At 47.7% G+C, this 24,568-nt stretch carries 28 protein-coding genes and 1 riboswitch; of the genes, 11 read left to right on the top strand and 17 right to left on the bottom strand.

Annotated elements, in window-relative coordinates:
• Positions 1–4 precede the first annotated feature (4 nt).
• The gene (locus HZF10_RS13980) at positions 5–364 is read right to left on the bottom strand and encodes a hypothetical protein (RefSeq protein WP_246282600.1); all 360 of its coding nucleotides are present in this window, start codon (positions 362–364) and stop codon (positions 5–7) included.
• A gap of 90 nt (positions 365–454) precedes the next feature.
• Between HZF10_RS13980 and HZF10_RS13975 the strand changes: the two genes are divergently transcribed.
• Positions 455–847 (top strand): OB-fold protein, encoded by a 393-nt coding sequence (locus HZF10_RS13975; protein WP_176006842.1) that lies wholly within the window; start codon positions 455–457, stop codon positions 845–847.
• Between the two features lies 1 nt (position 848).
• Positions 849–1,688 (top strand): DUF5777 family beta-barrel protein, encoded by an 840-nt coding sequence (locus HZF10_RS13970; RefSeq protein WP_176006841.1) that lies wholly within the window; start codon positions 849–851, stop codon positions 1,686–1,688.
• 69 nt (positions 1,689–1,757) lie between these two features.
• On the opposite strand, the gene HZF10_RS13965 is transcribed toward HZF10_RS13970, so the two are convergent.
• The 5 genes from HZF10_RS13965 to HZF10_RS13945 form a co-directional block, all read right to left on the bottom strand.
• Positions 1,758–3,383, bottom strand: coding sequence for an FG-GAP-like repeat-containing protein (locus tag HZF10_RS13965; RefSeq protein WP_176006840.1), 1,626 nt, complete (start codon positions 3,381–3,383; stop codon positions 1,758–1,760).
• A gap of 23 nt (positions 3,384–3,406) precedes the next feature.
• The gene (locus tag HZF10_RS13960; protein ID WP_176006839.1) at positions 3,407–4,558 is read right to left on the bottom strand and encodes a hypothetical protein; all 1,152 of its coding nucleotides are present in this window, start codon (positions 4,556–4,558) and stop codon (positions 3,407–3,409) included.
• 109 nt (positions 4,559–4,667) lie between these two features.
• Positions 4,668–5,210 carry an acyl-CoA thioesterase gene (locus HZF10_RS13955; RefSeq protein ID WP_217703388.1) on the bottom strand — a complete coding sequence of 181 codons (543 nt, stop codon included), beginning with the start codon at positions 5,208–5,210 and terminating at the stop codon, positions 4,668–4,670.
• A gap of 2 nt (positions 5,211–5,212) precedes the next feature.
• Positions 5,213–6,586 carry a DNA recombination protein RmuC gene (locus tag HZF10_RS13950; protein WP_176006838.1) on the bottom strand — a complete coding sequence of 458 codons (1,374 nt, stop codon included), beginning with the start codon at positions 6,584–6,586 and terminating at the stop codon, positions 5,213–5,215.
• 151 nt (positions 6,587–6,737) lie between these two features.
• A complete protein-coding gene (locus HZF10_RS13945) occupies positions 6,738–7,007 on the bottom strand; it encodes a hypothetical protein (RefSeq protein WP_176006837.1) in 270 nt (89 codons plus the stop codon).
• Between the two features lie 206 nt (positions 7,008–7,213).
• On the opposite strand from HZF10_RS13945, the gene HZF10_RS13940 reads away from it, so the two are divergent.
• Positions 7,214–7,585, top strand: a complete 372-nt coding sequence (locus HZF10_RS13940) for a VOC family protein (RefSeq protein ID WP_176006836.1) — start codon at positions 7,214–7,216, stop codon at positions 7,583–7,585.
• Between the two features lie 30 nt (positions 7,586–7,615).
• On the opposite strand, the gene HZF10_RS13935 is transcribed toward HZF10_RS13940, so the two are convergent.
• Together HZF10_RS13935 and HZF10_RS13930 are read right to left on the bottom strand one after the other, a co-directional pair.
• The gene (locus HZF10_RS13935; protein ID WP_176006835.1) at positions 7,616–8,398 is read right to left on the bottom strand and encodes a DUF3592 domain-containing protein; all 783 of its coding nucleotides are present in this window, start codon (positions 8,396–8,398) and stop codon (positions 7,616–7,618) included.
• Between the two features lie 27 nt (positions 8,399–8,425).
• On the bottom strand, positions 8,426–9,847 hold the full coding sequence (locus HZF10_RS13930; RefSeq protein WP_176006834.1) for an MATE family efflux transporter: 1,422 nt from the start codon (positions 9,845–9,847) through the stop codon (positions 8,426–8,428).
• Positions 9,848–10,210: 363 nt separating this feature from the next.
• Between HZF10_RS13930 and HZF10_RS13925 the strand changes: the two genes are divergently transcribed.
• Positions 10,211–10,747, top strand: a complete 537-nt coding sequence (locus HZF10_RS13925) for a YceI family protein (protein ID WP_176006833.1) — start codon at positions 10,211–10,213, stop codon at positions 10,745–10,747.
• 111 nt (positions 10,748–10,858) lie between these two features.
• On the opposite strand, the gene HZF10_RS13920 is transcribed toward HZF10_RS13925, so the two are convergent.
• On the bottom strand, positions 10,859–11,173 hold the full coding sequence (locus tag HZF10_RS13920) for a hypothetical protein (RefSeq protein ID WP_176006832.1): 315 nt from the start codon (positions 11,171–11,173) through the stop codon (positions 10,859–10,861).
• A 77-nt stretch (positions 11,174–11,250) separates the two neighbouring features.
• Here HZF10_RS13920 and HZF10_RS13915 point away from each other — a divergent pair, with 77 nt between their 5' ends.
• Positions 11,251–11,805, top strand: coding sequence for a pseudouridine synthase (locus tag HZF10_RS13915; RefSeq protein WP_176006831.1), 555 nt, complete (start codon positions 11,251–11,253; stop codon positions 11,803–11,805).
• Here the strand turns inward: HZF10_RS13915 and HZF10_RS13910 are convergent.
• From HZF10_RS13910 to HZF10_RS13895, 4 genes are read right to left on the bottom strand one after another with little or no spacing between them, the layout of a single operon-like run.
• Positions 11,802–12,314, bottom strand: a complete 513-nt coding sequence (locus tag HZF10_RS13910) for a hypothetical protein (protein WP_176006830.1) — start codon at positions 12,312–12,314, stop codon at positions 11,802–11,804. The genes HZF10_RS13915 and HZF10_RS13910 overlap by 4 nt on opposite strands.
• Before the next feature lie 28 nt (positions 12,315–12,342).
• On the bottom strand, positions 12,343–13,128 hold the full coding sequence (locus HZF10_RS13905; RefSeq protein WP_176006829.1) for an ABC transporter ATP-binding protein: 786 nt from the start codon (positions 13,126–13,128) through the stop codon (positions 12,343–12,345).
• Positions 13,125–14,156 (bottom strand): iron chelate uptake ABC transporter family permease subunit, encoded by a 1,032-nt coding sequence (locus HZF10_RS13900; protein WP_176006828.1) that lies wholly within the window; start codon positions 14,154–14,156, stop codon positions 13,125–13,127. Before HZF10_RS13900 ends, HZF10_RS13905 begins: the two co-directional genes overlap by 4 nt.
• Positions 14,157–14,179: 23 nt before the next feature.
• A complete protein-coding gene (locus HZF10_RS13895) occupies positions 14,180–15,319 on the bottom strand; it encodes an ABC transporter substrate-binding protein (RefSeq protein WP_176006827.1) in 1,140 nt (379 codons plus the stop codon).
• A 91-nt stretch (positions 15,320–15,410) separates the two neighbouring features.
• Positions 15,411–15,591, top strand: a riboswitch (cobalamin riboswitch).
• Between the two features lie 29 nt (positions 15,592–15,620).
• On the opposite strand from HZF10_RS13895, the gene HZF10_RS13890 reads away from it, so the two are divergent.
• Together HZF10_RS13890 and HZF10_RS13885 are read left to right on the top strand one after the other, a co-directional pair.
• Entirely contained in the window at positions 15,621–17,456 is a 1,836-nt protein-coding gene (locus tag HZF10_RS13890; RefSeq protein ID WP_176006826.1) for a TonB-dependent receptor plug domain-containing protein, read from the top strand.
• 1 nt (position 17,457) lies between these two features.
• Positions 17,458–18,504 carry a YncE family protein gene (locus HZF10_RS13885; protein WP_176006825.1) on the top strand — a complete coding sequence of 349 codons (1,047 nt, stop codon included), beginning with the start codon at positions 17,458–17,460 and terminating at the stop codon, positions 18,502–18,504.
• Positions 18,505–18,601: 97 nt separating this feature from the next.
• On the opposite strand, the gene HZF10_RS13880 is transcribed toward HZF10_RS13885, so the two are convergent.
• The 3 genes from HZF10_RS13880 to HZF10_RS13870 all read right to left on the bottom strand — a co-directional run bounded on the left by HZF10_RS13880 (position 18,602) and on the right by HZF10_RS13870 (position 21,118).
• Complete coding sequence (locus HZF10_RS13880; protein ID WP_176006824.1) at positions 18,602–19,240, bottom strand: N-acetylmuramoyl-L-alanine amidase family protein; 639 nt, start codon at positions 19,238–19,240, stop codon at positions 18,602–18,604.
• Positions 19,241–19,436: 196 nt separating this feature from the next.
• On the bottom strand, positions 19,437–19,691 hold the full coding sequence (locus HZF10_RS13875; protein ID WP_176006823.1) for a DUF7660 family protein: 255 nt from the start codon (positions 19,689–19,691) through the stop codon (positions 19,437–19,439).
• Entirely contained in the window at positions 19,688–21,118 is a 1,431-nt protein-coding gene (locus HZF10_RS13870) for a GFO_1087 family putative carboxy terminal peptidase (protein WP_176006822.1), read from the bottom strand. Before HZF10_RS13870 ends, HZF10_RS13875 begins: the two co-directional genes overlap by 4 nt.
• Positions 21,119–21,306: 188 nt before the next feature.
• On the opposite strand from HZF10_RS13870, the gene HZF10_RS13865 reads away from it, so the two are divergent.
• Genes HZF10_RS13865 through HZF10_RS13850 form a run of 4 tightly spaced genes read left to right on the top strand, consistent with a single transcriptional unit; the run spans position 21,307 to position 23,372 of the window.
• Complete coding sequence (locus tag HZF10_RS13865) at positions 21,307–21,816, top strand: GFO_1088 family ECF-type sigma factor (protein WP_176006821.1); 510 nt, start codon at positions 21,307–21,309, stop codon at positions 21,814–21,816.
• On the top strand, positions 21,803–22,255 hold the full coding sequence (locus tag HZF10_RS13860) for a PG0215 family putative anti-sigma factor (RefSeq protein WP_176006820.1): 453 nt from the start codon (positions 21,803–21,805) through the stop codon (positions 22,253–22,255). Before HZF10_RS13865 ends, HZF10_RS13860 begins: the two co-directional genes overlap by 14 nt.
• A 27-nt stretch (positions 22,256–22,282) precedes the next feature.
• The gene (locus tag HZF10_RS13855; protein ID WP_176006819.1) at positions 22,283–22,825 is read left to right on the top strand and encodes a GFO_1090 family protein; all 543 of its coding nucleotides are present in this window, start codon (positions 22,283–22,285) and stop codon (positions 22,823–22,825) included.
• Between the two features lie 7 nt (positions 22,826–22,832).
• Positions 22,833–23,372, top strand: coding sequence for a GFO_1091 family lipoprotein (locus HZF10_RS13850; RefSeq protein ID WP_176006818.1), 540 nt, complete (start codon positions 22,833–22,835; stop codon positions 23,370–23,372).
• A 48-nt stretch (positions 23,373–23,420) separates the two neighbouring features.
• Here the strand turns inward: HZF10_RS13850 and HZF10_RS13845 are convergent, their stop codons facing one another.
• The gene (locus HZF10_RS13845) at positions 23,421–24,311 is read right to left on the bottom strand and encodes a MerR family transcriptional regulator (RefSeq protein WP_176006817.1); all 891 of its coding nucleotides are present in this window, start codon (positions 24,309–24,311) and stop codon (positions 23,421–23,423) included.
• Positions 24,312–24,568: the final 257 nt, after the last annotated feature.

Here is a 24,568-nt window from a genome sequence, read left to right as displayed (position 1 = left end):
GGTTTTATTCGTTGAGTCCTTCTTCGTTCCATTGTACGAGTATGTCGATCACGTTCTGCGGAAGCCTTTGTCCGCCGAAAGGCATCATCCCATCGGCTCCTTGCGCGCGCGAAATACGGTCGAGAAGCCCGCGTTCCTGAACGGCCTGTTTCACGTTTTCGTAAGTCAGCAACGGCATTGGAGCGCCATTTTCGGGCGGATTCGTGTGGCACATGATGCAGTTGTTGTCGATGATCGATTTGACGTTACCCGTATAGGTCACGTTCACCACGGGCGTGTTGTCGATGAGTTCCTCGGTACTGTCGCTCGTGCATCCGACGAGGAATGCGAACGGCGCGAGAAGCATGAATCTTTTCAAAAGCATTTTCTTTTTTACCAAAAATAGCGAATTAATCAAGTCGGTTATAGATGGAAATAAATATTTAAATTTGAGCATATTAAACCAACCAATGCTATGAAAAAGAAATTGCTTGTGGCGGCCATCATCGTTTTGGCCGTGCTTTTTGCGGGCTACCGCTACCTGTATCGCGGGCATCGCGACATTGCCAAAGAAGATGCCGATTTTGCGCTTACGACTTCCCAATTGCTTTCCGAATTTTCGGCGAACGACAGCCTGGCCAATGCCAAGTATGCCGACAAGACCATTACGGTTTCGGGTAAAGTCACCGATGTAGAGGCCGAAGCAGGAACGATCATGATCGACGAGAAATTGTCGGTCGGTTTCCAGGACGCCGCTTCTGCCAAGCAATTGAAAACCGGGCAACAGGTCAAGCTCAAAGGCCGATTCGTGGGTTATGACGACTTGCTCGAGGAACTCAAGATGGACCAATCAACCTTAACCGAATAATATGAGAAAACTTTTACTGTTGGGATTGCTGCTCCCGTTCGCCGCCGTAGCCCAAGACGACCTGCTCAAGGAAATCGATACGGCTGCCACCAAGCAAAACGTCGAATCGGCTTTTAAAGGACTCAAGATCGTGAACCTCGAATCGACGAAACTCGCGGCCAAAAAAGACCTGTATTTCGTCGTTGCGCACCGTTTTGGGTCGATCAAAGGCGGATTCGAGGATTTTTGGGGACTCGACAATGCCGTAACCCAAATCAAATTCATTTACGGATTGACCGACTGGCTTACGATTGCCGCCGGAAGAAGCGAGCAGGCTTACGATTTCTCGGCGAAATACCGATTGATTCCGCAGCGTCAGGACGGCTCGCCTGTAAGCCTTGTGTTGTTCAATAGTTTGGGATTCAACAATCAGCTCAAGGAAAGCCTGTATCCGAAAATGAAATTCGAGAATCGCCTGATTTACGTGAACCAGATTTTGGTCTCGCGCAAGTTTTCGGAAAAGTTCTCGCTCGAGATCGCGCCGACGTATTTCCACGAGAATTTCGTAACCGACGACAACCAGGACAATTCGCAATTCGCGGTAGGTTTCGGTGGACGTTACAAATTGGCAAAACGTTGGTCTGTCAACGTCGATTATGCGACGCATTTGAACCGTGCGGGTTCTTCGCCTTACCACAATCCGCTTTCGGTCGGCGTCGATCTGGAAACCGGCGGGCACGTATTCCAGATGCACTTCACGAATTCACAAGGCATACACGAAGCCGGATTTTTGGGCAACGCTACGGGCGATTGGGGAAAAGGCGACATCTTCTTCGGATTCAACCTGCTGCGCGTGTTCTGATCGCGAATACATAAAAGAAAAGCCCCGATTCGAATGGAAACGGGGCTTTTTTATGCGTCGGAATCTTTGTTATTCCTTGATGAATTTTTGTGAGTACGTCTTGCCGTCCACATCGGTCAAAAGCAAAACGTAAGCGCCGTTGCTCAACGATTTTACACCGATTTGGTTTACGTTGATCGCAGAATCCATTACTTTCCTTCCGGTAAGGTCGAAAATCTGGGCGGATGCCAATTGCGTATCGTTGGCAAAAGTCACGTTGATCACGTCTTTGGCCGGATTCGGAGAAATCGTGAATTTCGTCGCCGACGGATTGTTCACACCCAAAGCCGGGCTCGAGCCTTCCAAAACGAAAAGCGTAGAGTTTGTAGAAACGTTCAGGTATTCATCGACAGTTCCCGAAGGCCAAACCACGCGAACGACAGGAATCGCCGTAGCGCTGCCGATACCGAAATGCGCATTGAGCGTACTCATGTTCGAGAAGCCTTGTCCGCTGCGGATTTCACGCGTCTGTTTACCCCAAGTACCTTCGATTTCTACACGAGCGCCAATGCCGTTGCGGTTGCTTTCCACGCCTTGAAGCGTGACTTTAATCCACTTGTTCGGGTTGCCGTTGTTCATGTAGATGTTGCTTCCGACTTGAACGTCAAGGAAACCGTCGTTGTTCAAATCGGCGATACCGCCTTGGCCGAACGGAAGATCGTATCCGGTGAACGTGCCGTTTCCGTTATTGAGGTAAAGTTCTTTTCCGTTTTCCCACAAGAAATCCACAAAGCCGTCGTTGTTGAAATCGGCCGATTGCAACTCCCATGATCCAACCTGTGCCGCGATTCCTGAAGAAGCGTACATATCGGTAAACGTACCGTCGCCGTTGTTCACGTAGAAACGGTTTTGGTCCGAGATGTTAGAAAGCACCATATCCATATCGCCGTCGTTGTCGAAATCTTCTACGGCCGTAGACCAAGATTGTGCGCCGTCGTTGACTCCTGCAGCAGCACCGACTTCGGTATACGTGCCGTCTCCGTTGTTCTTGTACAAAAGATTGATGCGTTGCGGATCTCCTACTGGCGCACCGCTTCGGCATTTGGCCAAATACATGTCGATATGTCCGTCGCTGTTGTAATCGGTCCAGATGGAAGCGTAGTTTCCTCCAACGGCCAAAGTCGGCATAAGCGAAATGTCAAAGTTCAGGTTTCCGGCGCCGTCGTTGCGATACGCATGGCTTTGCGCGACGTCGTGGCAGGCCCAAAGGTCAAGATTTCCGTCGTTGTCGATATCGATGAAATTGGTACGCTGCGTAAAAATATTCTGCGGATAAGTGCTCAAAGCATAACCCGTTCCAGTCGTATTGGCCTTTACTAAGGATACACGACTTCCGTTTCCAAGAACCAGGTCGGTAAAGCCGTTTCCGTCAAAGTCTCCTGCCGCGATACTCCAATCAGGCGTCGCATTTCCTAGGCCAAGTCCGGTTACGGCATACGTCGCGAGCGTAAAACCGCCCGAGGCCAATTGCTTCCAGACTTTGAGTTGGTTGGATCCAATGGCGACGACATCATCGAGATGATCGCCGTCCATGTCTACCGTACACGGATTGTAAGGTACGTTTCCACCCAATGCCTGTTGGGTAAAACTGACGGTCTGCGCTTGTCCCAACACGGGAAACGAGCACACGGCCAGCAATACGTAAAGTTTTTTCATTTCTTTTAGTTTTAGTTGTTAGTTTAATTGCAATGATTTTGCATCGAATTGATCCAGTCGGTCATGAGTTGGACTCCTTCTTCATGAACTATCGATCTTCCGATGAACGGCATCATCACCGAGCCGTCGGTTGAGCTGATTCTGTGAATGATTTCGGAATTGGCCGCATCGCCCGCATTGATCACGTAAGGCAGGTTGTCGACATTGAAAAGCGGTGTCGCACAAATCCCGACCGTTTCCGGATCGGAATTGCTGAAATTGAAACGCACGTTTACATAGTCGCAATGTCCGCCCTGACGGTGGCAATGCGCGCAGTTGATATCCATATACGAACGGGCACGCAATTCAAGTGGCTTGCTCGTGTCGTTGTAATCTACGGTAGATAATATTGTTGCGGGAATGTTGTTTTCGAGATAACCTTCTGCCACCCACTTCTCGAGTTGGTTGCGCTGCGAAGTGCCGTAATCGTAAACGTAATTGAGATTCTGAGGTTTGACCCCGACCGGAATCACGATTTCGCCGTTGAGCGTCTCGTTAAGGTTGATCTTGTGACAGGTGCGGCATTCGGTATCGGCCGGAATCTTGTAGAAAGCGTCTTTTTGCTGGCCGTTGTGCATAAAGCTCACGGGAACGAAAACACCTTGCTGTTCGGTGTCGAGGAAGGCCTCGGTCTGCTCGTCGTTCCAGATGTACACGTACGGTTCCCAACCCGAGTTGATTTCGTCTCCGTCGTCGTTGTACTGCGGTTCGCGTTTCTTGATCAGGATGCGCGTCTCGATGATTTTGGTCGTATGGTCGGGAAGCACGTCGTCGTAGTAGAAGTTTTTGATCAACACCGCACCGACCGGAAATTCGAGCGTGTTGTCGTTGCCGTTGAACGTCGCTTTCGTGCCTTGCGGCATCCAGACGAAACGTTTTTTATGGGCGTAATCGGTAAAAAGCTCGCTTGCAGGTCGATAGGGAAGTACCTTGTAAGAAGGTGAAAGTTCCTTGAGTTCGCCTCCGTCAAAAAAGTGGTAATCCGAAAGTTTGGCATAAGGAACCTGCGTGACATCGAGCACTACAGGCGAAACGGGCAAATATTCATCTTCATTGTCATCGTGGTTACACGAGATAAAAATCCCGGCTCCCAAAATAATTGCAACAAAACACAGCAGTAGGTAATTTTTCTTCATGGATTTTTTGTGAAAGCTTCAAAAATAGCAAATATTTTGAATCAAACAGCAATCCTTCGGAATACCCTAAAAAAGTTTTGGAATCGGTTCGGAATTATCAGTAAACCTCTTAATAATTTTCGAGGCGCACATTGAAGTTTTTGAGTTCCGACAAGGCTTCAGACGATTTATAATCGAACGTTTCGTCGTGGTCCATGCCGTCTTTTCTTCTCGAAATCCGCTTGACCGATTTGAAAAAACGCCTCAAATCGTCATCGCACGACAAAACCAATCCCGGAACGACGGTGTTTTTTCCGTTTTCATCCTTGGCGACCATAGTGAAATACGAGGAGTTGCAGTGCTTTGAAATACCGGTGGTGATGTTTTCGGAATCGACGCGGATGCCGATGACCATTGAACTTCTTCCCACATAATTCACCGAGGCTTTCATCGTGACGAGTTCGCCGATTTCGATCGGATTCAAAAAATCGACCGTATCGACCGAAGCCGTCACGCAATAATGGCCCGAAAATCGGCTCGCGCACGCAAACGCGATCTGGTCCATAAGCGACAAGATGTAACCACCGTGGATTTTTCCCGAAAAGTTCGAGTGCGACGGAAGCATGAGTTCCGAAATGGTGATATAAGACGATTCTACGGTTTTGTATTCCATGATTATTCCTCGAGTAGTTTGTCCATTTCGGCATCGGCGCGGCGCAGGATGTTTTCGGGCAGCGCTTTCTTGGCTTTCGCGCCCATTTTCTTGAGCCGTTCGACGCTTGTGATCAGGTTTCCTTTGCCTTCGACGAGCTTGTTCATCGCGCCCGAATATTCGATTTTGCTTTCGTCGATCTTCTTTCCGATCTTGACCAGATCGGCTACGAAACCTTCGAATTTATCGTATAAAGCTCCGGCCTGGCGCGCAATTTCGTATGCGTTTTCCTGTTGTTTTTGATTGGTCCACATCGAATCGATCGTACGCAAAGTCGCCAATAAAGTCGATGGCGTGACGATCACGATATTTTTTTCGAAAGCGCGGTTGTACAACGTCGCATCTTCGTTCAAAGCCAATGCGAATGCGGGTTCGATCGGGATGAAAAGCAACACGAAATCGGGACTTTCCATTTGATACAGATCGTGGTAGTTCTTTTCGCCCAACTGCTCGACGTGGCGTTTGATGGAAGCAACGTGTTCTTTTAGGTTCACCGCGCGGATTGCATCGTCTTCCTCATTGCAATATTTTTCATACGAAACGAGTGACACTTTCGAGTCGATCACCATTTTCTTGCCGTCGGGCAAATTCACGACCACATCGGGAAACATGCGCTGGCCGAATTCGTTCGTAAAACTTTGCTGCACTTCGTATTCGCGCCCTTTTTCCAATCCGGATTTCTCGAGTACGCGCTCCAAAACCAATTCGCCCCAATTTCCCTGCATTTTGGAATCGCCTTTCAACGCTTTGGTGAGGTTTACGGTCTCGCGGCTCATTTGTTCGTTCATCTCGCGAAGCCCCAGGATCTGTTGACGCAAAGCCGCGTGGTAATCAATGGATTCCTTGTGCGTGTCCTCGACTTTCTTTTCGAAAAGCTGGATTTTTTCCTGCAAAGGCGACAAGATGTTCGTGAGGTTGGTTTTGTTCTGTTCGGTGAACTTGAGCGATTTCTCATCCAAAATCTTGTTGGCGAGATTCTCGAATTCCTTGGTGAATTTTTCCTGTAATTGTTCGATTTCGGATTTCTGCTCGCGGTGCTTTTCGTAAAGATTCGCATAATCGGCTTCTTTTTTGGTCAGCTGTATCGCGAGCGCGTCTTTTTCGGTTCTTAGGTTCGCGATATCCGACAAATGGCGTTCGATCGATTTTTCGACATTCGACCGTTCCGATTGCTGCTGTTGGCGCATCAATTCCAATTGGGAATTCGCCGAAAGCAGTTTTTCGTTAAGCGATGAGGTTTCGGTGTTCGCATTGGCCGACGCGATCAGTTTTCCGATAAAAAAACCGATGGCCAGAGCCACGCAAAATACGATTGCGGTAATCAGGTAGGGATTCATGTCTGTGTGGATTAAAGCGTAAATGTAAGCATAACTTCGGGAGTTTGTCTTACGGAAAACCATAAGCCGAAAAGTCCTTCATGGTTGTATAAAAAAAGTGGCCCGCCTAAACGAACCACTTCAAGGTAAAATCTATGGAGATTTCTATTTGTTACGACATGCCGAACTGGGAATCGAACGACTTATTGCGAATCCTGTCGCGCGAATAGCTGTTATACGAAAAAGTACGCGCTTTCGGACGTCTGAATCGTGCGAACGGCAAATTGATTGCGATACCGACTACCGAAATGAAAATCAGCGTGAGCAGCATGCCCATATAGATCAAATAGTTTGTTTCAAGGGATAATCTGAAATCCACCGCGAAGAAATACGTTGAAGCAACCAGTGCCAGTGCCGAGATGATAAGTGATACCGATTTCATGACTATTTATTTTTTAGGTTATCGATGAGTGAATCGGGAAGTTCATTTCCGTTGAGGCTAAATTACCTTTTCGGTCGTTGTGAATTTTTACATAATTTTAAGATTGAGTTACATCATTGGCTTTAACATTTAAAATCAAGAGTTTAGATATCTGAATCCGTCTTCACAACTTGTCTATTATCTATTCGTCTATCATCTTTTATCTTATGAAAAACATCCTCGGCCTGAGAACCGCCATCTACAAAGTCACCGACATCAAAGCCGCTACCGATTGGTACGCGAAGGCTTTCCAAACCGAACCGTATTTCAATGAGCCTTTCTATGTAGGTTTCAACATCGCGGGTTACGAACTCGGGCTGCAATCCGAAGAATCGGTCATTCTTAATAAAGCGGAAACCGTGTTGACATATTGGGGCGTGAACGACATCGAATCTGAATATGCGAGATTTCTGGATTTGGGCGCTTCCGAACATGAAAAACCTACCAATGTAGGAGGTGAAATCGTTGTGGCTTCTGTAAAAGATCTGTGGGGAAATATTATCGGATTGATCTATAATCCGGAATTTCGATTACCATAAAAAACGGATGGTTTTTCGCCATCCGTTTTTTTACCATTGGATTCCCCAACGGTGTTTTTGGTTTTCTATTCGCGGCACGATCGTGCTTTTTGTAAAATCCTGAGAGACAAATAATTTGATCGGATCACCGTTTTTCTTTTCGTGAAGTATCGCAAAATCGGTGGTTTTGGACTCACTGAAATTTTTGTGGCCGCCAGCGTCCGTATACATGTAATGCACACTTACCGATTGTCCGCGGCCCGAAACCGGCATACCGCTGTTGGCCATAAGTGAAACGACAGTGCCTTCGACTACTTTTCCGGTCTTATACAATTGATATTCACGCCAAACCGGCAAGAAATCTATGAAGAGGAATATCGAACCGATCACGAGGAACGGTAAGGGGAACAACAGGAAAAGATACATCGGGAATGCAAAACTTTCGAGTTCCGTCATAATCGATTGGCCGTTGTAATGTTTTACGGGAACCACATCGCCCATCCTGATGCGTGTTCTATTATCGTCAAACGTCTGGAATCGGTCGGTTACGGTTTTTCCGTCGGCAGTGAACTCATATGTGAAAATTGTCGGATGTTCCCCGTTTACAGATACGTTGGTCATCGGTTTGATATCGCGTATTATTGCTGTCGTTTGCGTGCCTTTAAGGCGTATCGCGTCTGAGTCGTATTTTTCGATATCGCTTTTGAATGTCGAGACCACAATGAACAAAACCGGACACAATGCCAACGATACCACAGTAAAAATCAAGCCCATAGCGGCCAAAGGTCTTGATTGGACGCGTTTTAAAAGCACGGTAATGGGAACGTTTCTCAAAATTTTCGTTTTAGGTGAATCGCGAATTTACACTTTTACTGTTTTCCATCGTCCGCGTCTGAACAAAATCACGCCCGCAACGGTAATAGCAGTTTCCGAAACCGGTATCGCGATGAAAACCCCGACCGGACCTAACCCAAGGGTTTTTGCAAGGAAATAGCCAAGTGGGATTTGCAGGCACCAAAATCCGAAAACGTTGACCCAAGTCGGCGTTTTGGTGTCGCCGGCTCCGTTGAACGCGTTGATCATCACCATTCCGATGCCGTAAAAAATATAACCGCAAGCCAAAATCCTGATGGCCTTTACTCCTATGGCGCGAACCGCGGGATCGTTCGAGAAAAACGTGGTCAGCAATTCGGCGGCCAAAAGCGACAAGACCATCACGCATCCCATGTAAATGGCATTGAAGCGCGCCGTGACCAAAACCGAGCGTTCGGCTCTTTCGACCTGATTCGCTCCCAGGTTCTGTCCGACCAAAGTAGCCGCGGCGTTGCTCAATCCCCAAGCCGGTAGCATAAAGAACATCATAAGCCTGATGGCCGTCTGATAACCCGCAGAACCTGTATCGCCACCGGTTTCGGCCACCAATCTGGCGAGGAAGATCCAACTGCACGAAGCGATCACGAATTGGCCGACTGCCGGAGCTGCGATGCCTACAAGCGATTTGATCTGTTCCCAATCGGGAGTGAAATGCGCCAACGTGATCTTCAAAAGATGTTTCCCGTTGAACAAATGATACGCTTGGTAAAGTACGCCGATACTGCGTCCGATGGTCGTGGCAATGGCCGCTCCGGTCAGTCCGAATGCGGGAATCGGACCGAATCCGTTGATGAAAACAGGGCAGAGCACGATGTTCGAAAGGTTCGCGACCCACAAACTTTTCATCGCGATCGCGGCATTGCCGGCTCCGCGGAAAATCCCGTTGATCAGGAAAAGCAGCATGATGACGAGACTTCCGCCCATCATGATGCGGACGAACGTCGTGCCGTAAATCGCGGCTTCGTCGGATGCGCCCATAATCCGCAAGATGTCGGTCGCGAAAACGACCCCGAAAATGCTGATGAACACATTGATGAAAAATGCGATGATAATGGCTTGGATTCCGGCCTTTCCGGCGGCTTCGGGATTTTTTTCACCGATGCGTCTCGCTACGACAGCCGTGGCCGCCATACTGATCCCGATCGCAAGTGAATAAATGATCGTAAGCACCGATTCGGTAAGCCCGACGGTCTGTATCGCGAAACTGCTGTGCTCAAGATGGCCTACGAAATAAAGGTCGACAAGCGCAAATACCGATTCCATCATCATTTCGAGCATCATCGGGATGGCCAAAAGGACAACCGAGACGCGGATGCTTCCCGCAGTGAAATCGTGGTGCTCGCCATTGAGCGAACGTTTTATTATGGAAATAAAGGCAGATAGTTTGCCCTGAAAAGTCTTCTGTGACATTTGTAAGATTGTTTATATTGAAAATAACCGACTCTCGCCGAAAGCGATGCGGTAAAATAGCCTGTACGCGGTGCCCTCTTTTTTAGAAAGTGAGGACGGCTGAAACAATCATAGTCCGAAGCATTGAGCGGCAAAAATAACGGAATTATTTTACGGAGTTCCATCGGCGGGCAAATTTTTATCGATTCTAAAAAACACATCATCATGGCTTTATACAAAAATAGGGAAGGCAAATCCCAAACGTCTGTGGTGTTTGAGACAGATGTGAAGGTCAAAAACGACAAATCCCGAATTGTTCAAATTGTGTGAAATCATTTGCAGCGAACGCGAATTGCCACTAACTTTAGGCGTAAACTTATTCGCATGAAAACCACGTATTGGGAAATCGATCCCGCGCATTCCGAAATCCACTTCAAAATCAAACACCTCGTCATTTCGACCGTTACCGGAGCATTCCGCATTTTTCGCGGCACATTGGAAACAAACGACCAGGAAAACTTCAACAATGCCAGGATTGGTGTGTCGATTGACACGTATAGCATAGACACGAACGAGACCGATCGCGACGAACATTTGAAATCGGCCGAGTTTTTCGATGCCGATACATATCCCGAAATCCGGCTCGCATCGACTTCATTTACGCACAAAAAAGGGGACGAATACGAGCTGATCGCCGATTTGACGCTCAAAGGCGTAACCAAAAAAGTGACGCTCCAAGTGCTTTTCGGAGGCGAATTAAAAGACGGTTTCGGACGTTATCGCGCTGGTTTTGAAGTAAACGGAACGATCAAAAGACACGACTTCGGCATCGTGTACGACGGCATTACAGAAGGCGGCGGATTGGTGTTGAGTGAAGACGTGAAGATTGCGGCGAACATCCAATTCGTGAAAAAGGAGTAAGGTCTGATTTTTACTATTAAGAAGTTAAGAATAGTTAAGGTTAGATCGCTTAACTATTCTTAACTCTCTCAATTGTCCAAAAAATCAAAAACTTTTTCTGAATGTCTAAAATCATTGTTGATCGCGGTTCGGCGAATCGTAATTAAAATCTTCCTTACCTTTTATTTTCTCGTCGTCAAGGTCGCTTTTTATGTGTTTGCCCGATTCCGTCCATTGGCCTTCGTTGTCCGAAGTGCGGTCGGCGTTGCGCGCACGGTCGACGGTTTTGGTATTTCCGTCGGAATCGGTTTCTTTTTCCTTTAAATGTTTCGCCGGATTGTAGTCGTCGGGAAGATTTTCGCCGCTGAAACCTTCGTTGAGGTCGCCTTTTTGTTGCTGGTTGTTCCAGGTTTTGTCGCCTATGTCTTTGTTGTGGGTCGTGTCCATGATCGTTGTGTTTTACAGAAAATTACGCCTTTTGAAATAGGATTGCCAATGGTTTAACATTGCTTTATCTTTGGCCGATGCATCGCCATTTCCACATCTACAAACCGTTCGGCTACCTGAGCCAGTTCATTTACGAAAAGAAGCGCAACAAGAAATTGCTTGGCGAATTGTACGCTTTCCCAGATAAGACGATGGCCATCGGACGTCTCGATGAAGATTCCGAAGGCTTGCTTTTCCTCACGACCGATGGCATGATGAGCGAAATCGTGCGCGGCAAGCACATGGAAAAGGAATATTACGCCCAAGTGGACGGCATCATCAACCAACAAGCGGTCGATAGGTTGCAGGAAGGAGTCGAAATCGGCGTCAAAGGCACGCGCTATCTCACCAAAAACTGCATGGCGCGATTGCTCGACACACCCGATTTGCCCTACCGAAAAATACGAGACGAACGCCACGGCCCGACGAGTTGGGTTTCGATTACGCTCACCGAAGGCAAATTCCGACAGGTGCGAAAAATGACCGCAGCCGTTGGTTTTCCGACGCTGAGGTTGGTTCGCGTCAGGATTGGGGAAACCTGGTTGGCCGATTTGCAACCCGGTGAAGTGCGTGAAGTCGACGCGTTGGTTTAATCGGTCACGCGCGACATATATTCGGCAAAATTGTTCACGATTCCGTTTACCGTTTTTTCGAGCGAAGGCTTGGCGTCGAGATAATCGGCCTTTAGTTTGCCGTCGGGGCGGAAGAAATCGGCTACCGCGAGTTCCAGCAGTTTTTTCTGGTCGTAGATTTCTTTTACGGCGAATTTGATCTTGATGTTGTCGGGTGTGAATTCGAGCACCATCGTATATCGGATACGGTGTTGGTACGCTTCGCCCTTATTGCGGTAAAAAAACGCGTTTCTTTTGTAAGCGTCGATCGTCATGCCCGATTCCGAGACTTCGGTAATGTCGTACCCGTACTCGTTTTTCTCGTTATATGTCGCGACCCAATTGCGCACCGATTCGATGAGTTTGTCCGACGGCACGCTTGGTTTTGCGATTACTTGAGACGGAAAACCTTGTGGCGTGAGTTCCATTCTGATCTGTGAGAAAATCGGGGAAAAGGCCAATAAAAGCAGTAGCAGAAAGCAATTTTTCATGAGAAGTCGTGTCTATCTCAAATATAGCTCAAATTCCACGGAAAACAAACCGGCCTTTTTGTTTGTCGAAAACGATGTTGTCATCGGCGAAAAGACGATCGAAACCGCCACTTTCGATAAGCTTCGACGGCGTGTCCTGTATTGCTTTTCCGTCGTTCATCGCAATGATTTCGTCGCTCAATTCGATGGCCATTTCAATATCGTGCGTAGAGAAAAGGATGCATTTTTCGGTTTCCGAACTCAGTTTTTTGAGCAATCGGAACAAGGCTACTTTGTGCTGGAAATCGAGGTGAGTCGTCGGTTCGTCGAGTACGATCAACGGCGTGTCCTGGGCCAACGCGCGCGCCACGAGCACATTCTGCAATTGTCCGTCCGAGATCTGGAAATGCTTTTTTGCCGAAAGGTGGAACGTATCGGTCAAATGTAATGCTTCGTTTACTTTCGAAATGTCTTCGGGCGTGAGTTTTCCGACCCAATTCGTATACGGCTGACGGCCCAAAGCGACCAATTCGAACACGGTCAGATTGCTTGGAGGAAGCTTTTCGGTAAGCACCAGACTCAGTTTTTTCGACAGTTGTGAAGGCGAATAGTCGGTTACGATTTTATTCTCTAGCAAAACCTGTCCCGAGATGGGTTTCTGGATTCCCGTCAATGTGCGCAACAAGGTCGATTTCCCGACACCGTTCGCGCCTACAAGCGACACCAATTTCGCGCTGCCCAAAGACAAATCGATGCCCGAAGCGACGACAGTCGTGTGCTTTTTCGACTGGTAGCCGATGCTCAAATCGCGAGTATGCAAAATCGGATCCGTCATCGGTCAAAGGTATTTCGTTTGCGCAACAGCAGCCAGATGACCACGGGCGCGCCTATGAGTGAAGTGATCGCGTTTATCGGCAAGGTCACGTCGCTTCCCGGAAATTGGCACAAAATGTCGCATACGAGCAAGACGACCGCACCCAAAAGCATCGTAGCCGAAAAAAGTGTTTTATGATCGCTCGTGCGGAAAAGCAATTTCACCATGTGCGGAACCGTGAGTCCGATGAAGGCGATCGGTCCGGCGAAGGCCGTGATGCTTCCGGTCAGGATACTTGTCGCCGCGATGATCGTGAATTGGGTGCGCCTGTAGTTCAATCCGAGGCTTTTCGCATAGTTTTCGCCTAGCAGCAACGCGTCCAGAGGCTTGATGCAAAACACCGAGACCAATAACCCGAAAACCACGCAAACGGTCAAAATCAATACCGACAGCCACGATAGGTTGCCAAGGTTGCCCATCGCCCAAAACGTGTATTTCTGCAATTGTTCGGCCGTGCTGAAATAGGTCAGGATGCTTACGATCGCGCTTGCGAAACTGCCGAACATAAGCCCGACGATCAAAATGCCCATCGTATCGCGCATGCGTTGGGAAACCGCAAGGACGGCGAGCAAAACCACAAAACTTCCGACACAGGATGCCAAAATGATACCGTAGGACGACAACATCCACGTGCTCAAAACGCCCGGAATCAAACCCGCGCCCATCACGACGAATGCCACGCTAAGGCTCGATCCCGAACTCAAACCGAGTACGTCCGGTCCGGCAAGCGGATTGCGGAACAACGTCTGCATCAAAAGTCCGCTTACAGACAATCCGATACCCGCCAAAACGGCCGTGGTCGCTTTGGGCAAACGGTAATTCTGGATGATGTATTCCCAAGTCGATTTAGAGGCTTCTGCGCCCGAAATACTCGAAAAAACGTCTTTTAGCGGAATCGAAACCGGTCCGTAGGCCAAATCCCAAACGAACAGCAAACCCGCTACTAGCGCGAGCAAAATAAAGAGAGAGCTGTTTTTTTTGTTTGACATTCTGTTTTCGGATGGTGAAGAACTTATTTTAATTTCTCGAAAAAGTACAGTTCGTGATCCGGCAACAATTCCGGATGCAGGATTTTGACAATGTCCTTAAGTACCAAATCAGGTCGGTTAGGCGCAAGTTCAAAGTAAATGATGCCGCCCGTTTTTCCTTTTTTGGAACTGAACGAGTACACATTCTTGGTTTTGAACGCCTTGAACTGGTCGTAATGCGCATTGGCGGCCGTCATTTCGGCAAGCGATGTAAATTGGCCCGGTCCGATCCAAAAATCGGCATCGACGCCTTTCTCGAGTACCGATTCGAACGGAAGCGACAAACTGCCCGTACCTTTCGAATCTGCCCATAAATACTGGCCCGCGCCTTGTGCGATCAATTCGGCTCCCCAACTGTTTCCCTGAGGCAAATACCATTTGTTTTCGAACATGGCGCCGGCGATCACGGTCGGTTTTTTGGTGGCTTTTTTGGCGAGTTCCAACGTCGAATTATATTCTTTTTCAATATCCGAAAAGATTTTGTCGGCTTTGTCCTCAAGTCCGTAAAGCGCGCCGAAAAGCTTGATCCATTCGGCTTTCCCGAGCGATGAGGTTTCGTTCCAGTCGCCGTTCAGGACGACTTTGAGTCCGCTTTTCTGCAAATTGTCGATCGCCTTGTTGTTGTTGTCGATACCGTAACCGATGATCACATCGGGCGATAAATCGATGACGACTTCGGTATTGAGGCTTTGGTTCGACCCGAGTTCCTTGATTTTTTTAGCGTCGATTCGTGCGCGGACTTTCTCGGATGAAATGTAGTCGAGCTGCGGAAATGCGACCAAAGAATTCTCGACACCAAGCATTTCGAGCGACGGAATGTGCGTCGTCGAGGTCACGATAATCGATTTCACAGGCACGTTCACCGACGTGAATTTTTGCAGGCTATCGGGAATTTTGGCATCCTTTTCCTTCAAAACGTACGTGTAATCCTGGGTCGCATTCGGCCACGGATTGCTCACTTTCACGACCGAATAATCGCCGTAATCGAAAATGGAAAGCCCTTTGGCGTACTTGATCGAATTTTGGACGGCAGCACTTGGTTTTTCTGTGGTTTCAGACTTTTTACATCCGACGAAAACCAAAGCTAAAATCAGTGAAAAAACGGAAAAACGGAATGTTTTCATGTGTATTGGTTGGATTGCGCAAAGATAAACGGAAACAAAACGGAAGTCTGAAATTTTTTTCGGATGCCTTTTCCAATCAACTTTATGTCTACATTTGCACCCGAATTCAGGTTGCATTTTCACGATGCATGAAAAGGGAACCGGGTTAAAATCCCGGGCTGTACCCGCAACTGTAAGCTAAAAAGCCTGTCGTCATCCGCTGCCACTGTAAAAACGGGAAGGCCGACGACCAGGACGCAAGCCAGGAGACCTGCCTTAATTCGCCAACAATCGAATCTTCGGGAAAAAAGATTTCGGACGTATGACAGCGAGAAAACTGCTTTTTATCGGCTTTTTGTTTTTGTGCCAACCGCTTTTGGCGCAACAGGATTCGATTGCCCTTACAGAAGTCGTGGTGGGTGACGTGCAGCTTCGCAAGTTCTCGGAAACCCAAAACGTGATTTCGCTCAACGATTCGGTTTTGCGCCGCAACAATTCGTCGTTGGCGACATTGCTGCAATTCAATTCGCCAATTTATTTCAAGGAAAACGGACTCGGTTCGGGCGTGGCTTCGGCTTCTTTCCGCGGCACGACGGCCCAACAGACGGCGGTTGTCTGGAACGGCATCAACATCAATTCCCAAGTCAACGGCCAAACCGATTTCAATACGGTCGCGGTTTCAGGCTACGATGCGATTTCGGTGCGCTCGGGCGGCGGCAGCGTGATTTACGGATCGAGCGCGATCGGCGGCAGTGTGCATTTGTCGAGCGAACCGTCGTTTGGGAACCATTTCAAAAATGCGTTCGACGCGAACTACGGAAGCTTCGACACGCAGCGTTACCGCTACAAAGCCGATATCGGATCGGATAAATTCGGCGTGAACGTGATCGCGTATTACAACCGTTCTGCCAACGATTACGATTTCCCGAATTCTTCGCGCCACAATAGCAACGGCCAATATTACAATTCGGGTATCAACATCGCTTCTGCGTATAAAGTTTCGAATCGCGATTTCATAAAATACTTCGGTGAGGTTTACGATGGCGAACGCCACTTTCCGTTGTTGACGCCAACCGATACCAAGACGAAATACCGCGATTTCAATGCGCGAAACCTTGTCGAATGGACGAATGTCGGAAGCAAATTCACTTCAAGGTTAAAAGCCGCTTACCTGCACGAAAACTATCAGTATTTTGAAAATCTCGATTCGGATGCGTTCGGATATGCGACCGTGGAAACGGTTATCGGCAAATATGACTTCGCTTATACCATCAATCCGGATGTATATGTGAATGCGATCGTCGATTATTCATCGGCAAACGGACGAGGAAGCGACATCGACAGTCGACACCGGAATATCGGTTCGGGAACGCTTTTGTTGAGGCACAAACTTTCGGACAAAGTCAATTACGAAGCCGGAATCCGTCAGGAAATCACGAACAATTACGACAGTCCGCTTTTGTATTCGGCGGGAATCCGATATAAGCCTTTTTCATTTTATTCCGTCAGGATCAACGGCTCGCGCAACTTCCGCATCCCGACGTTCAACGACCTGTATTGGTCGGACGGCGGCAACCCCGATTTGAAACCCGAATCGTCGTATCAGGCAGAAATCGGCAACGAATTCAAATTTTCGGGCGTAAAATTTTCGGTCACGGGTTATTACATGAAGATCCGCGACATGATCCAATGGTTGCCCGGAACGATCGCAAGCTGGCATCCGGTGAACGTGAACCGCGTCGAATCGTACGGAATCGAAGCTTTGCTCGAAGCAAAACGCAATTTCGGAAGACATGAATTCGTCGTCAACGGCACGTATGCGTACACGGTTTCGGAAAACGAAAAAACGGAAAACCAATTGATTTACGTGCCTTATCACAAAGCCACGGCATCCGTCGCGTACGGCTATCGCAAGTTTTCGGCCAACGTGCAAAGTCTTTTTAACGGAGAAGTTTTCACGAGGAGTGACAACAATACGCGCTATAACCTTGATGCTTATGCCGTCGTCAATGCGGGCATCGGGTATGATTTCGGAAAGTCGGATGTGTACCGCATCGGATTCCAGGTCAACAACGCCTTGGATTCCGAATATCAAACCATGGAAAGACGTCCGTATCCGGGGCGACATTATTTCGTAACACTAACACTACATATATAACATGAAATTCAACAAACTGTTTTTGACAGCGATCGCGGGCTCGCTTTTTTTGGCCTCGTGTAACAGCGATGACGATTCGAACGCGCCTCTTGGCAGCTACGACAACGGCGTTCTCGTACTCAACGAAGGCGGATTGGGAACGGTGACCTACATCAGCGACGATATGCAAACCGTGCAGCAGGACATTTTTTCGGCCGTGAACGGAGCGGATTCGGATATCGGTGCGTACACCCAATCGATTTTCTTTGCCGACAACCGCGCGTTCATCATCTCTAACGGTTCGAACAAAATCACGGTCGTGAACCGTTACACGTTCGAGAAAGTTGGCGAGATCACGACAAGTTTGACCGTTCCGCGTTATGGCGTGGTGTACGACGGAAAGGCGTATGTGACCAATTCGAATACATTTGAAAGCTCTACGGACGACTTCATCACGGTAATCAACCTCAATACCTTGGCGGTCGAAACGACGATTCCCGTGAACAACCAAGCCGAACGTTTGATCGAAGAGAACGGCAAACTCTATGTTTCGGGCGGATTTTACGGAGCCGGACACGTCGTTACCGTAATCAACACGAGCAACAACCAGATCGTGACGACAATCGAAGTAGGTGAAGCGCCGAATTCATTGGAGGAAAGAGACGGTATGCTGTATGTGCTTTGCGGAAGCTGGTCGGGCGCGAGCAAGCTCGTCAAAATCCAGTTGTCGAACAACCAGATCGCAGGCGAAGTGACGTTCCCGGACACTATGGGCAACGCGCAAAACCTTGACATCGACGGCGGACTTGCGTATTTCACGGTAGGACCGAAAATCTACAAAATCAATGTGGGCGCTACGAGCGTTACCGATACGGCTTTCATCGAAACCGGTTCCGATTCAGATTACATCGGTTACGGATTCGCTGTCGAAGACGGGCGTATTTACATTTCTGAAGCGGCCGAAGACTTCACGTCGGACGGGAAAATTTTCATCTATGCCGAAAACAATGGCGCTTTGCTTGACGAAATCCCGGTTGGATTAGGTCCTAACGGATTCTATTTCAACTAAGGTTAGACTTTAGTTCATTAAAAAGCCACGAATTACACGAAACGCACTGATTGATTAGTGATATTCGTGTGATTCGTGGCTAAATTTTTAACTGCAATCAACGCAAATCGTTCACACATTCCAAAATGGTACGTGCGATGCGCAACTGCTGCTTTTCATCGGTAAGGTAATGACGATCGCCTTCGTTGGTGAGATAACCCAATTCGACGATAATCGCCGGAGCCTGTGAGTTTTTCAGCACGTAAAAAGGCGCTTCGTTGATTTCGGAAACATGGAACGCATGGTTTTTCTTGATGCGCGCCGACATTTTGGTAGCCAATTCCATAGCGCGCTGTTTCGACGCGTTTTCCTTGGCGATGTACAAGCCGACGCCCGATCTTTCGGAATCTTTGCTTGCCGTGACGTGAAGCGAAATTACTACGTCAGGTTTGGAAGCGTTGATTACTTCGGTGCGTTGTTGTAAAGTGACAGGCTCGTCCGAAGCACGCGTCAAAATAATCTCTACATTCTCGTTCTTGTTGAGTTGCTTGATCTTGTTCGTGATCTGGGCGACGACATCTTTTTCGGTCACGTTCTCGAAAGATGCTCCGAAATCGTTGCCACCGTGTCCGGCGTCGATCACGACATGAATCTTCTTCGGTTCTTCGTGTTTGGCCGTTTTTGGCGAAGGTTTTCCGATAAAAGCGAGAGCCGAAACGACAGCCGCAGCCAGCAAAATGTTGAGTGATTTTTTCATGGTCAGGTAGATTAGTTAGTTCCTTAACGTGGAAAATCCGACATTAATTGCAAGGTGCGCATAATTAATATTGGATTTTAAGTTAAAAAACTGCAGTTTTCAACAAACTTATTTACGGATTTTCAGATGTCAGATTATAAGATATTGGATAGGTCGATCTGATAATCCAATATCTGAAGATCTGTCAATCTAAAAATCATTCGTAAACCGAAGCGCCTTTGAGCATATCCGCAAAAACCCGGAAAGAAGGTTTGTCTACATCTAACGGAAGCTCGAGGTTGTCGTAATAACCTTGCAGGTCTTCGGCATAAGCGGCCAATGCTTCGAGGAAACGCTCGAGCGTGTTGTTCTCCCACACATCGGGATTCTTTTTGAAATCGGAGTGGAAGGCGTGCAGGAATTTGATGAAAGTCTGCCTGTCGTGCACGTAAATGTCTCGCGCGTCTGTCATGGTTTGAGGTTTTTTGCCGACGAATACATCTGGTCGCGCAATCCGTCGAGCGATTTCGAGTCCTTGAACGGCGTGAATATTTTTTCGGGCATCGGTCTTATCAATCGTCCGTTGGCGGTAATGATGCCGATGGCGGTCGAAAGCAACGGTTCGTTTACATCGCCGAGTACGCCAAGATTGCTTAAATCCTCGACATATTCCTGAGTAGGCTGCAAACCGTCGGCATAATCGCCGAAACCGTTTTTGTTTATGGTTTTGAGCACGATGGGCTGCATCGCATAATAATGTGTAGGATCGGAACCGTCTTTTTCAAACGAAGGTGAGTCATAAAGCGTGACCGAACCTACGTTTTTGCCCGTCGTCACATCGCCGATCTGTACTACGTTCACATAAGGCTTGAGACAGTTGATCACGAGTTCGCTTGCCGAAGCCGTACTTCTCGAGGTCAATATGTAAACCGTGCCCAAGTTCAGGCTGTGTATGGAATTTCCGTTGATCTCATCGGTAAAGCGGTTCGACAACGTTTCGGGATTGTTGTCGTTCCAATAGTCCATGAGTTTGTCGTTCCATTGTTCTTTGGCGAAAACCTGGTTCGTGAATTGGCCCGTGATCATACTCGCCAGATAAGTCGCGGTCTGGATCGATCCGCCCGAATTGTAGCGCAAATCGAGAACCAAGTCGGTAATATTTTGGGAATCAAGCTGGGCGAATGCCTGGTTCATCGCCAAATCGTAATTCGGATAGAAACCGTTGTACATCAGATATCCGATCTTATGGTTTCCGACGTTGAACGCCTCGTTGATATACACCGGATTCTCGGAATAGGTCGCCTTGGTAAGCGTGACCGATTGGCCGTTCGGCGTGATGTTCCCGTTGTCGTAATCGGCCAGATCAAGCGTATACGTTTGGCCCGAAAGCAATTGCTGGTAATTGGTTACGGTTAAAGGCGTGCCGTTCACCGCATAAAAGATGTCGCCGCGATGGATGTCTTTGTTCGATGCGTCTGAATTGGGCAAGATATAACGCACCCATCCGAAAATATCGGTTGAGCTGCCTTGTTTGTAGCGCAAAGCGAAATCGACCCCGTTGTTTCCCGTCGTTCCCGAAAGAATGCCTTCCAAAACGCGATAATCGGAATAGATTACACTAAAGCGGTCGATAGAAGTGGCCACGCGCAAATGGTTGAACAATGTTATCGGTTCGTTGTTTTGCGACAGGTAGGTATTGAGTTCGGTTTGGTTCGCGAAACGGTCGTCGGCGAGATCGGGAACGTCTTCCTGCCACAAATAATACAGGTTCATGCCTTTCCAGACGAAATCGGAAATGCGCAGGTCTTTGGGAACGGAATTGGAATCGTCGGGCTCGCAAGACGACAATCCGAATCCGATCGCGACAATGGATAGCATAATAAGGAGAAACTTTTTCATAGCTTTTGTTTTTTGGGATTCCGACGAAGGAGGAATCTCATCCAGTGCTTGTATTAGCTTAGATTCCTCCTTCGTCGGAATCCCACAACTCCCGTAAAAATACTAATAACGAAATTTTTTTACATTCCGTGTTACAAAAATAATCGAGCCTCGTCTTGACTATATAACCGATCTAATAAACAGTAAAAATGAACCAAAGTGAGTTCATGCAAATCGTAAATCCTTTCAAGGATAAAGTCTTCCGGCTCGCCAAACGGTTGCTCGTAAGCACCGAGGAAGCCGAAGACGCCACCCAGGAAGTGATGGTCAAGCTGTGGAGCAAGAACGACAGCCTTCCGCAATACAACAGCGTGGAAGCCCTTGCGATGACGATGACCAAGAACTACTGCCTCGACCAGCTCAAAAGCAAAAGAGCCGGGAATTTGCAGATCGTCCACAGCAATTACAGCGACAATTCGCCATCGGTACAAAAACAAGTAGAAGACCGGGACGCGTGGAGCTGGATGGAAAAGGCGATGGAAAGCCTTCCGGAACAACAAAAACTGATCGTGCAGCTAAGAGACATCGAACAATACGAATACGAAGAAATAGCCTCTATGCTCGAAATGAACGAAACCGCCGTACGCGTGGCTTTGTCGAGAGCGAGAAAAGCATTGAGGGAAATAATGACTAAAACACAGAATTATGGAATCGCATAACATAGAAACCCTAATCGAGAAATACTTTGACGGAGAAACCTCGTTAGCCGAAGAAACGCAATTGCAGGAATATTTTTCCTCGTCCGATGTTGCGCAGCATCTGGAGCAATACAGGCCAATGTTCGGTTACTTCGCCAAAGAAAGGGAACAACGCTTCGACGGCACCTTGCCATTACAACCCAGAAAACGCAAAACCGTAGCTTGGCTATCGGTTGCCGCGTCGGTCGCTGTCCTGTTAGGAGTCGGTACGTTTGCCTATAACAATCTCCAAAACCAAACCACACCAGGAGAATTGGGCACGTACGACGATCCTGAAAAAGCTTTCGCCGAAACACAGAAAGCGCTTGATATGTTGGCCGCTCATGTCAACACAGGCGTAGAAAGCGTCGAATACATCAATGAGTACGAAGAATCCAAAGACTTAGTTTTCAAAAAGTAATTTCCAAAAAGTAAATTTCCAAAAACCATGAAGAAGTTAATCCTTACAGTTGTTTTGGCATTGATGCCGAGCCTGTTTTTCGCCCAAACCGCCTTCGATAAATTCGACGGGCAGGACGACGTTACCGCAGTCGTCGTGAACAAAAAGATGTTCAAGATGATGGGCGACGTCAAAAGCAAAGAGAACCAACAATATTTGAACCTGATCAAGAAACTCGACAACCTGCGCGTGTTCACCACACAAAGCACAAGAGTGACGAGCGACATGAAAGCCACTTCAGAGAAATACATCAAAACCGCCGGATTGGAAGAGTTGATGCGCGTGACCGAAAAAGGACAGAACATCAAGATTCTCGTAAAATCCGGAACCAGTGAGACGAACGTGAAAGAATTGCTCATGTTCATCGAAGGCAGCGGCAAGAACGAAACCGTATTGATGTCGCTTACCGGAGATTTCGACCTTAACGACATCTCTATGCTTACCGACAAATTGAATCTTCCCGGAGGCGCCAATATAGACAAAGCGGCCAAAGGATCTAAAGGACCAAAAGGACCGAAAGGCCCAAAATAAGACAGCCATGAAACGATTGTTGAGCCTAGCCCTTATCGCGTTGACTTTCGCAGCCTGTTCGTCTGAACCTTCGTTGCAGAAGTATTTCGTGGAAAGCGAGCAGAAAAAAGATTTCGTATCGGTAGACGTTTCGCCTTCGATACTCAACGTCAAGCCCGAATTATTGACGCCCGAACAGAAAAAGGCACTCGCCACTTTCGAGAAAGTCAACATCCTTGCGTTTACGGTCAACGACAGCAACAAAACGCAATACGACGCCGAAAAAGACAAAGTAAAAGCCTTGCTCAAGAACGAAAAGTATCAGGAATTGATGCATTTCGGGTCGGGTAAAGACGGTGGCTCGATCAGTTATGTGGGAGCCGACGACGATATCAAAGAGTTCGTCATCTTCGCCAACAAGAAAGAAAACGGATTTGCCGTAGTACGCGTGCTCGGAGACGGCATGAACCCGAACGCGATTCTCGAGATGCTGCCGGTGCTCAAGAATTCAAACATGGACATGGAACAGCTCAAGCCTTTGCAACAGCTTATGCAGAACCAGAAATAAACCATTCATTTCGATCAAAGAAGCGCCTTTAACGGGCGCTTTTTTCGTTTACAGCAAATCGGTGGCGAGTTTGAACGAACTGAAAACGGTGAGTTTCGGACGCGATTTCTCGATCGATTGGCTGCGTCGCCCAAAAATCCAAAGTTCCGAACTGTCGTCCATGACTTCAGAATAGAGATCGTGCAGGTAACTCTCGACTTCTTCCGATTTGGGTTCCACCGTAAAATACGAAACGAACGTAATATTCGGGAAAAGGTTCTTCATTTCGCGAAGACTCGAAATCGGGATGCCTTCGCCGAGATACAGGCTGCGGTAACCTCTCGAAGTGATTTCGTAATGCAGGTACATCAAACCCATTTCGTGCATTTCGAGCTGCGGAAGGAATAGTATGAACGTGCGGTCGGTGCGCAACGGTTCTGTAATCTGGACTTCCTCTGTGCGGCAAAATATTTTCTGGCGCACGAGGTTGCACATGAAATGTTCGTGGGCAGGCGTGATCGTGCCGCTTTGCCACAACAATCCGATTTCGTCGAGTAGTGGCAGGAAAACGTCGTAGAACACTTCGCTGAACGATTTCTCGCTGAGTAAATTCTGATACGTGCGGAAAAAAAGCGTCTGGTCAAAATTCATCATCGCGAGTTTGAACGCGTTCAGCGCATGATGTTTCGCGCTTTTTTCGGAAATGATCTGCTTTACCATTTGCGGGATGCGTTCCTCGCTCATCAAACCGATTTTCGAAATCTTATAGCCGTGTTTGTGCAGCAACACGACGTTGAGCAATTTTTTGAGATTGTCCGAGTCGTAATAGCGGATGTTCGTATCGGTTCGCATAGGGCGTAAAATATCATATCGCTTTTCCCAGATACGGATCGTATGCGCCTTGATTCCCGACAGGTTCTCAAGATCTTTTATGCTGAATTTCGTTTTGATGTTGTTCATTCTTGAATTCGAATCCTTAAACAATTTAAGATTTTTAATCGGAAAAGCCATACGCTCGTGAAAATGATGTAAGCTCCGTCTTTAAAATGTAAACCGCAATGCAAAAGCTCGAGGTTATTAACTTTTTAACCGATTTTATACTTCGATTTTTGCGACTTCTTCGAGTTATCAACAGGTGAAAAAATGACAAAATGAAACATTAAACATTTCAGTTTGTCGCGTGTTGTCATAACTGTAATAAATAAAGTATTTTTCTC

Source organism: Flavobacterium agri (assembly GCF_013401995.1).
Taxonomy (GTDB): Bacteria; Bacteroidota; Bacteroidia; order Flavobacteriales; family Flavobacteriaceae; genus Flavobacterium; species Flavobacterium agri.
Note: the sequence above shows the minus strand (reverse complement) of the source record. Positions and strands in the feature narration are given on the sequence as shown.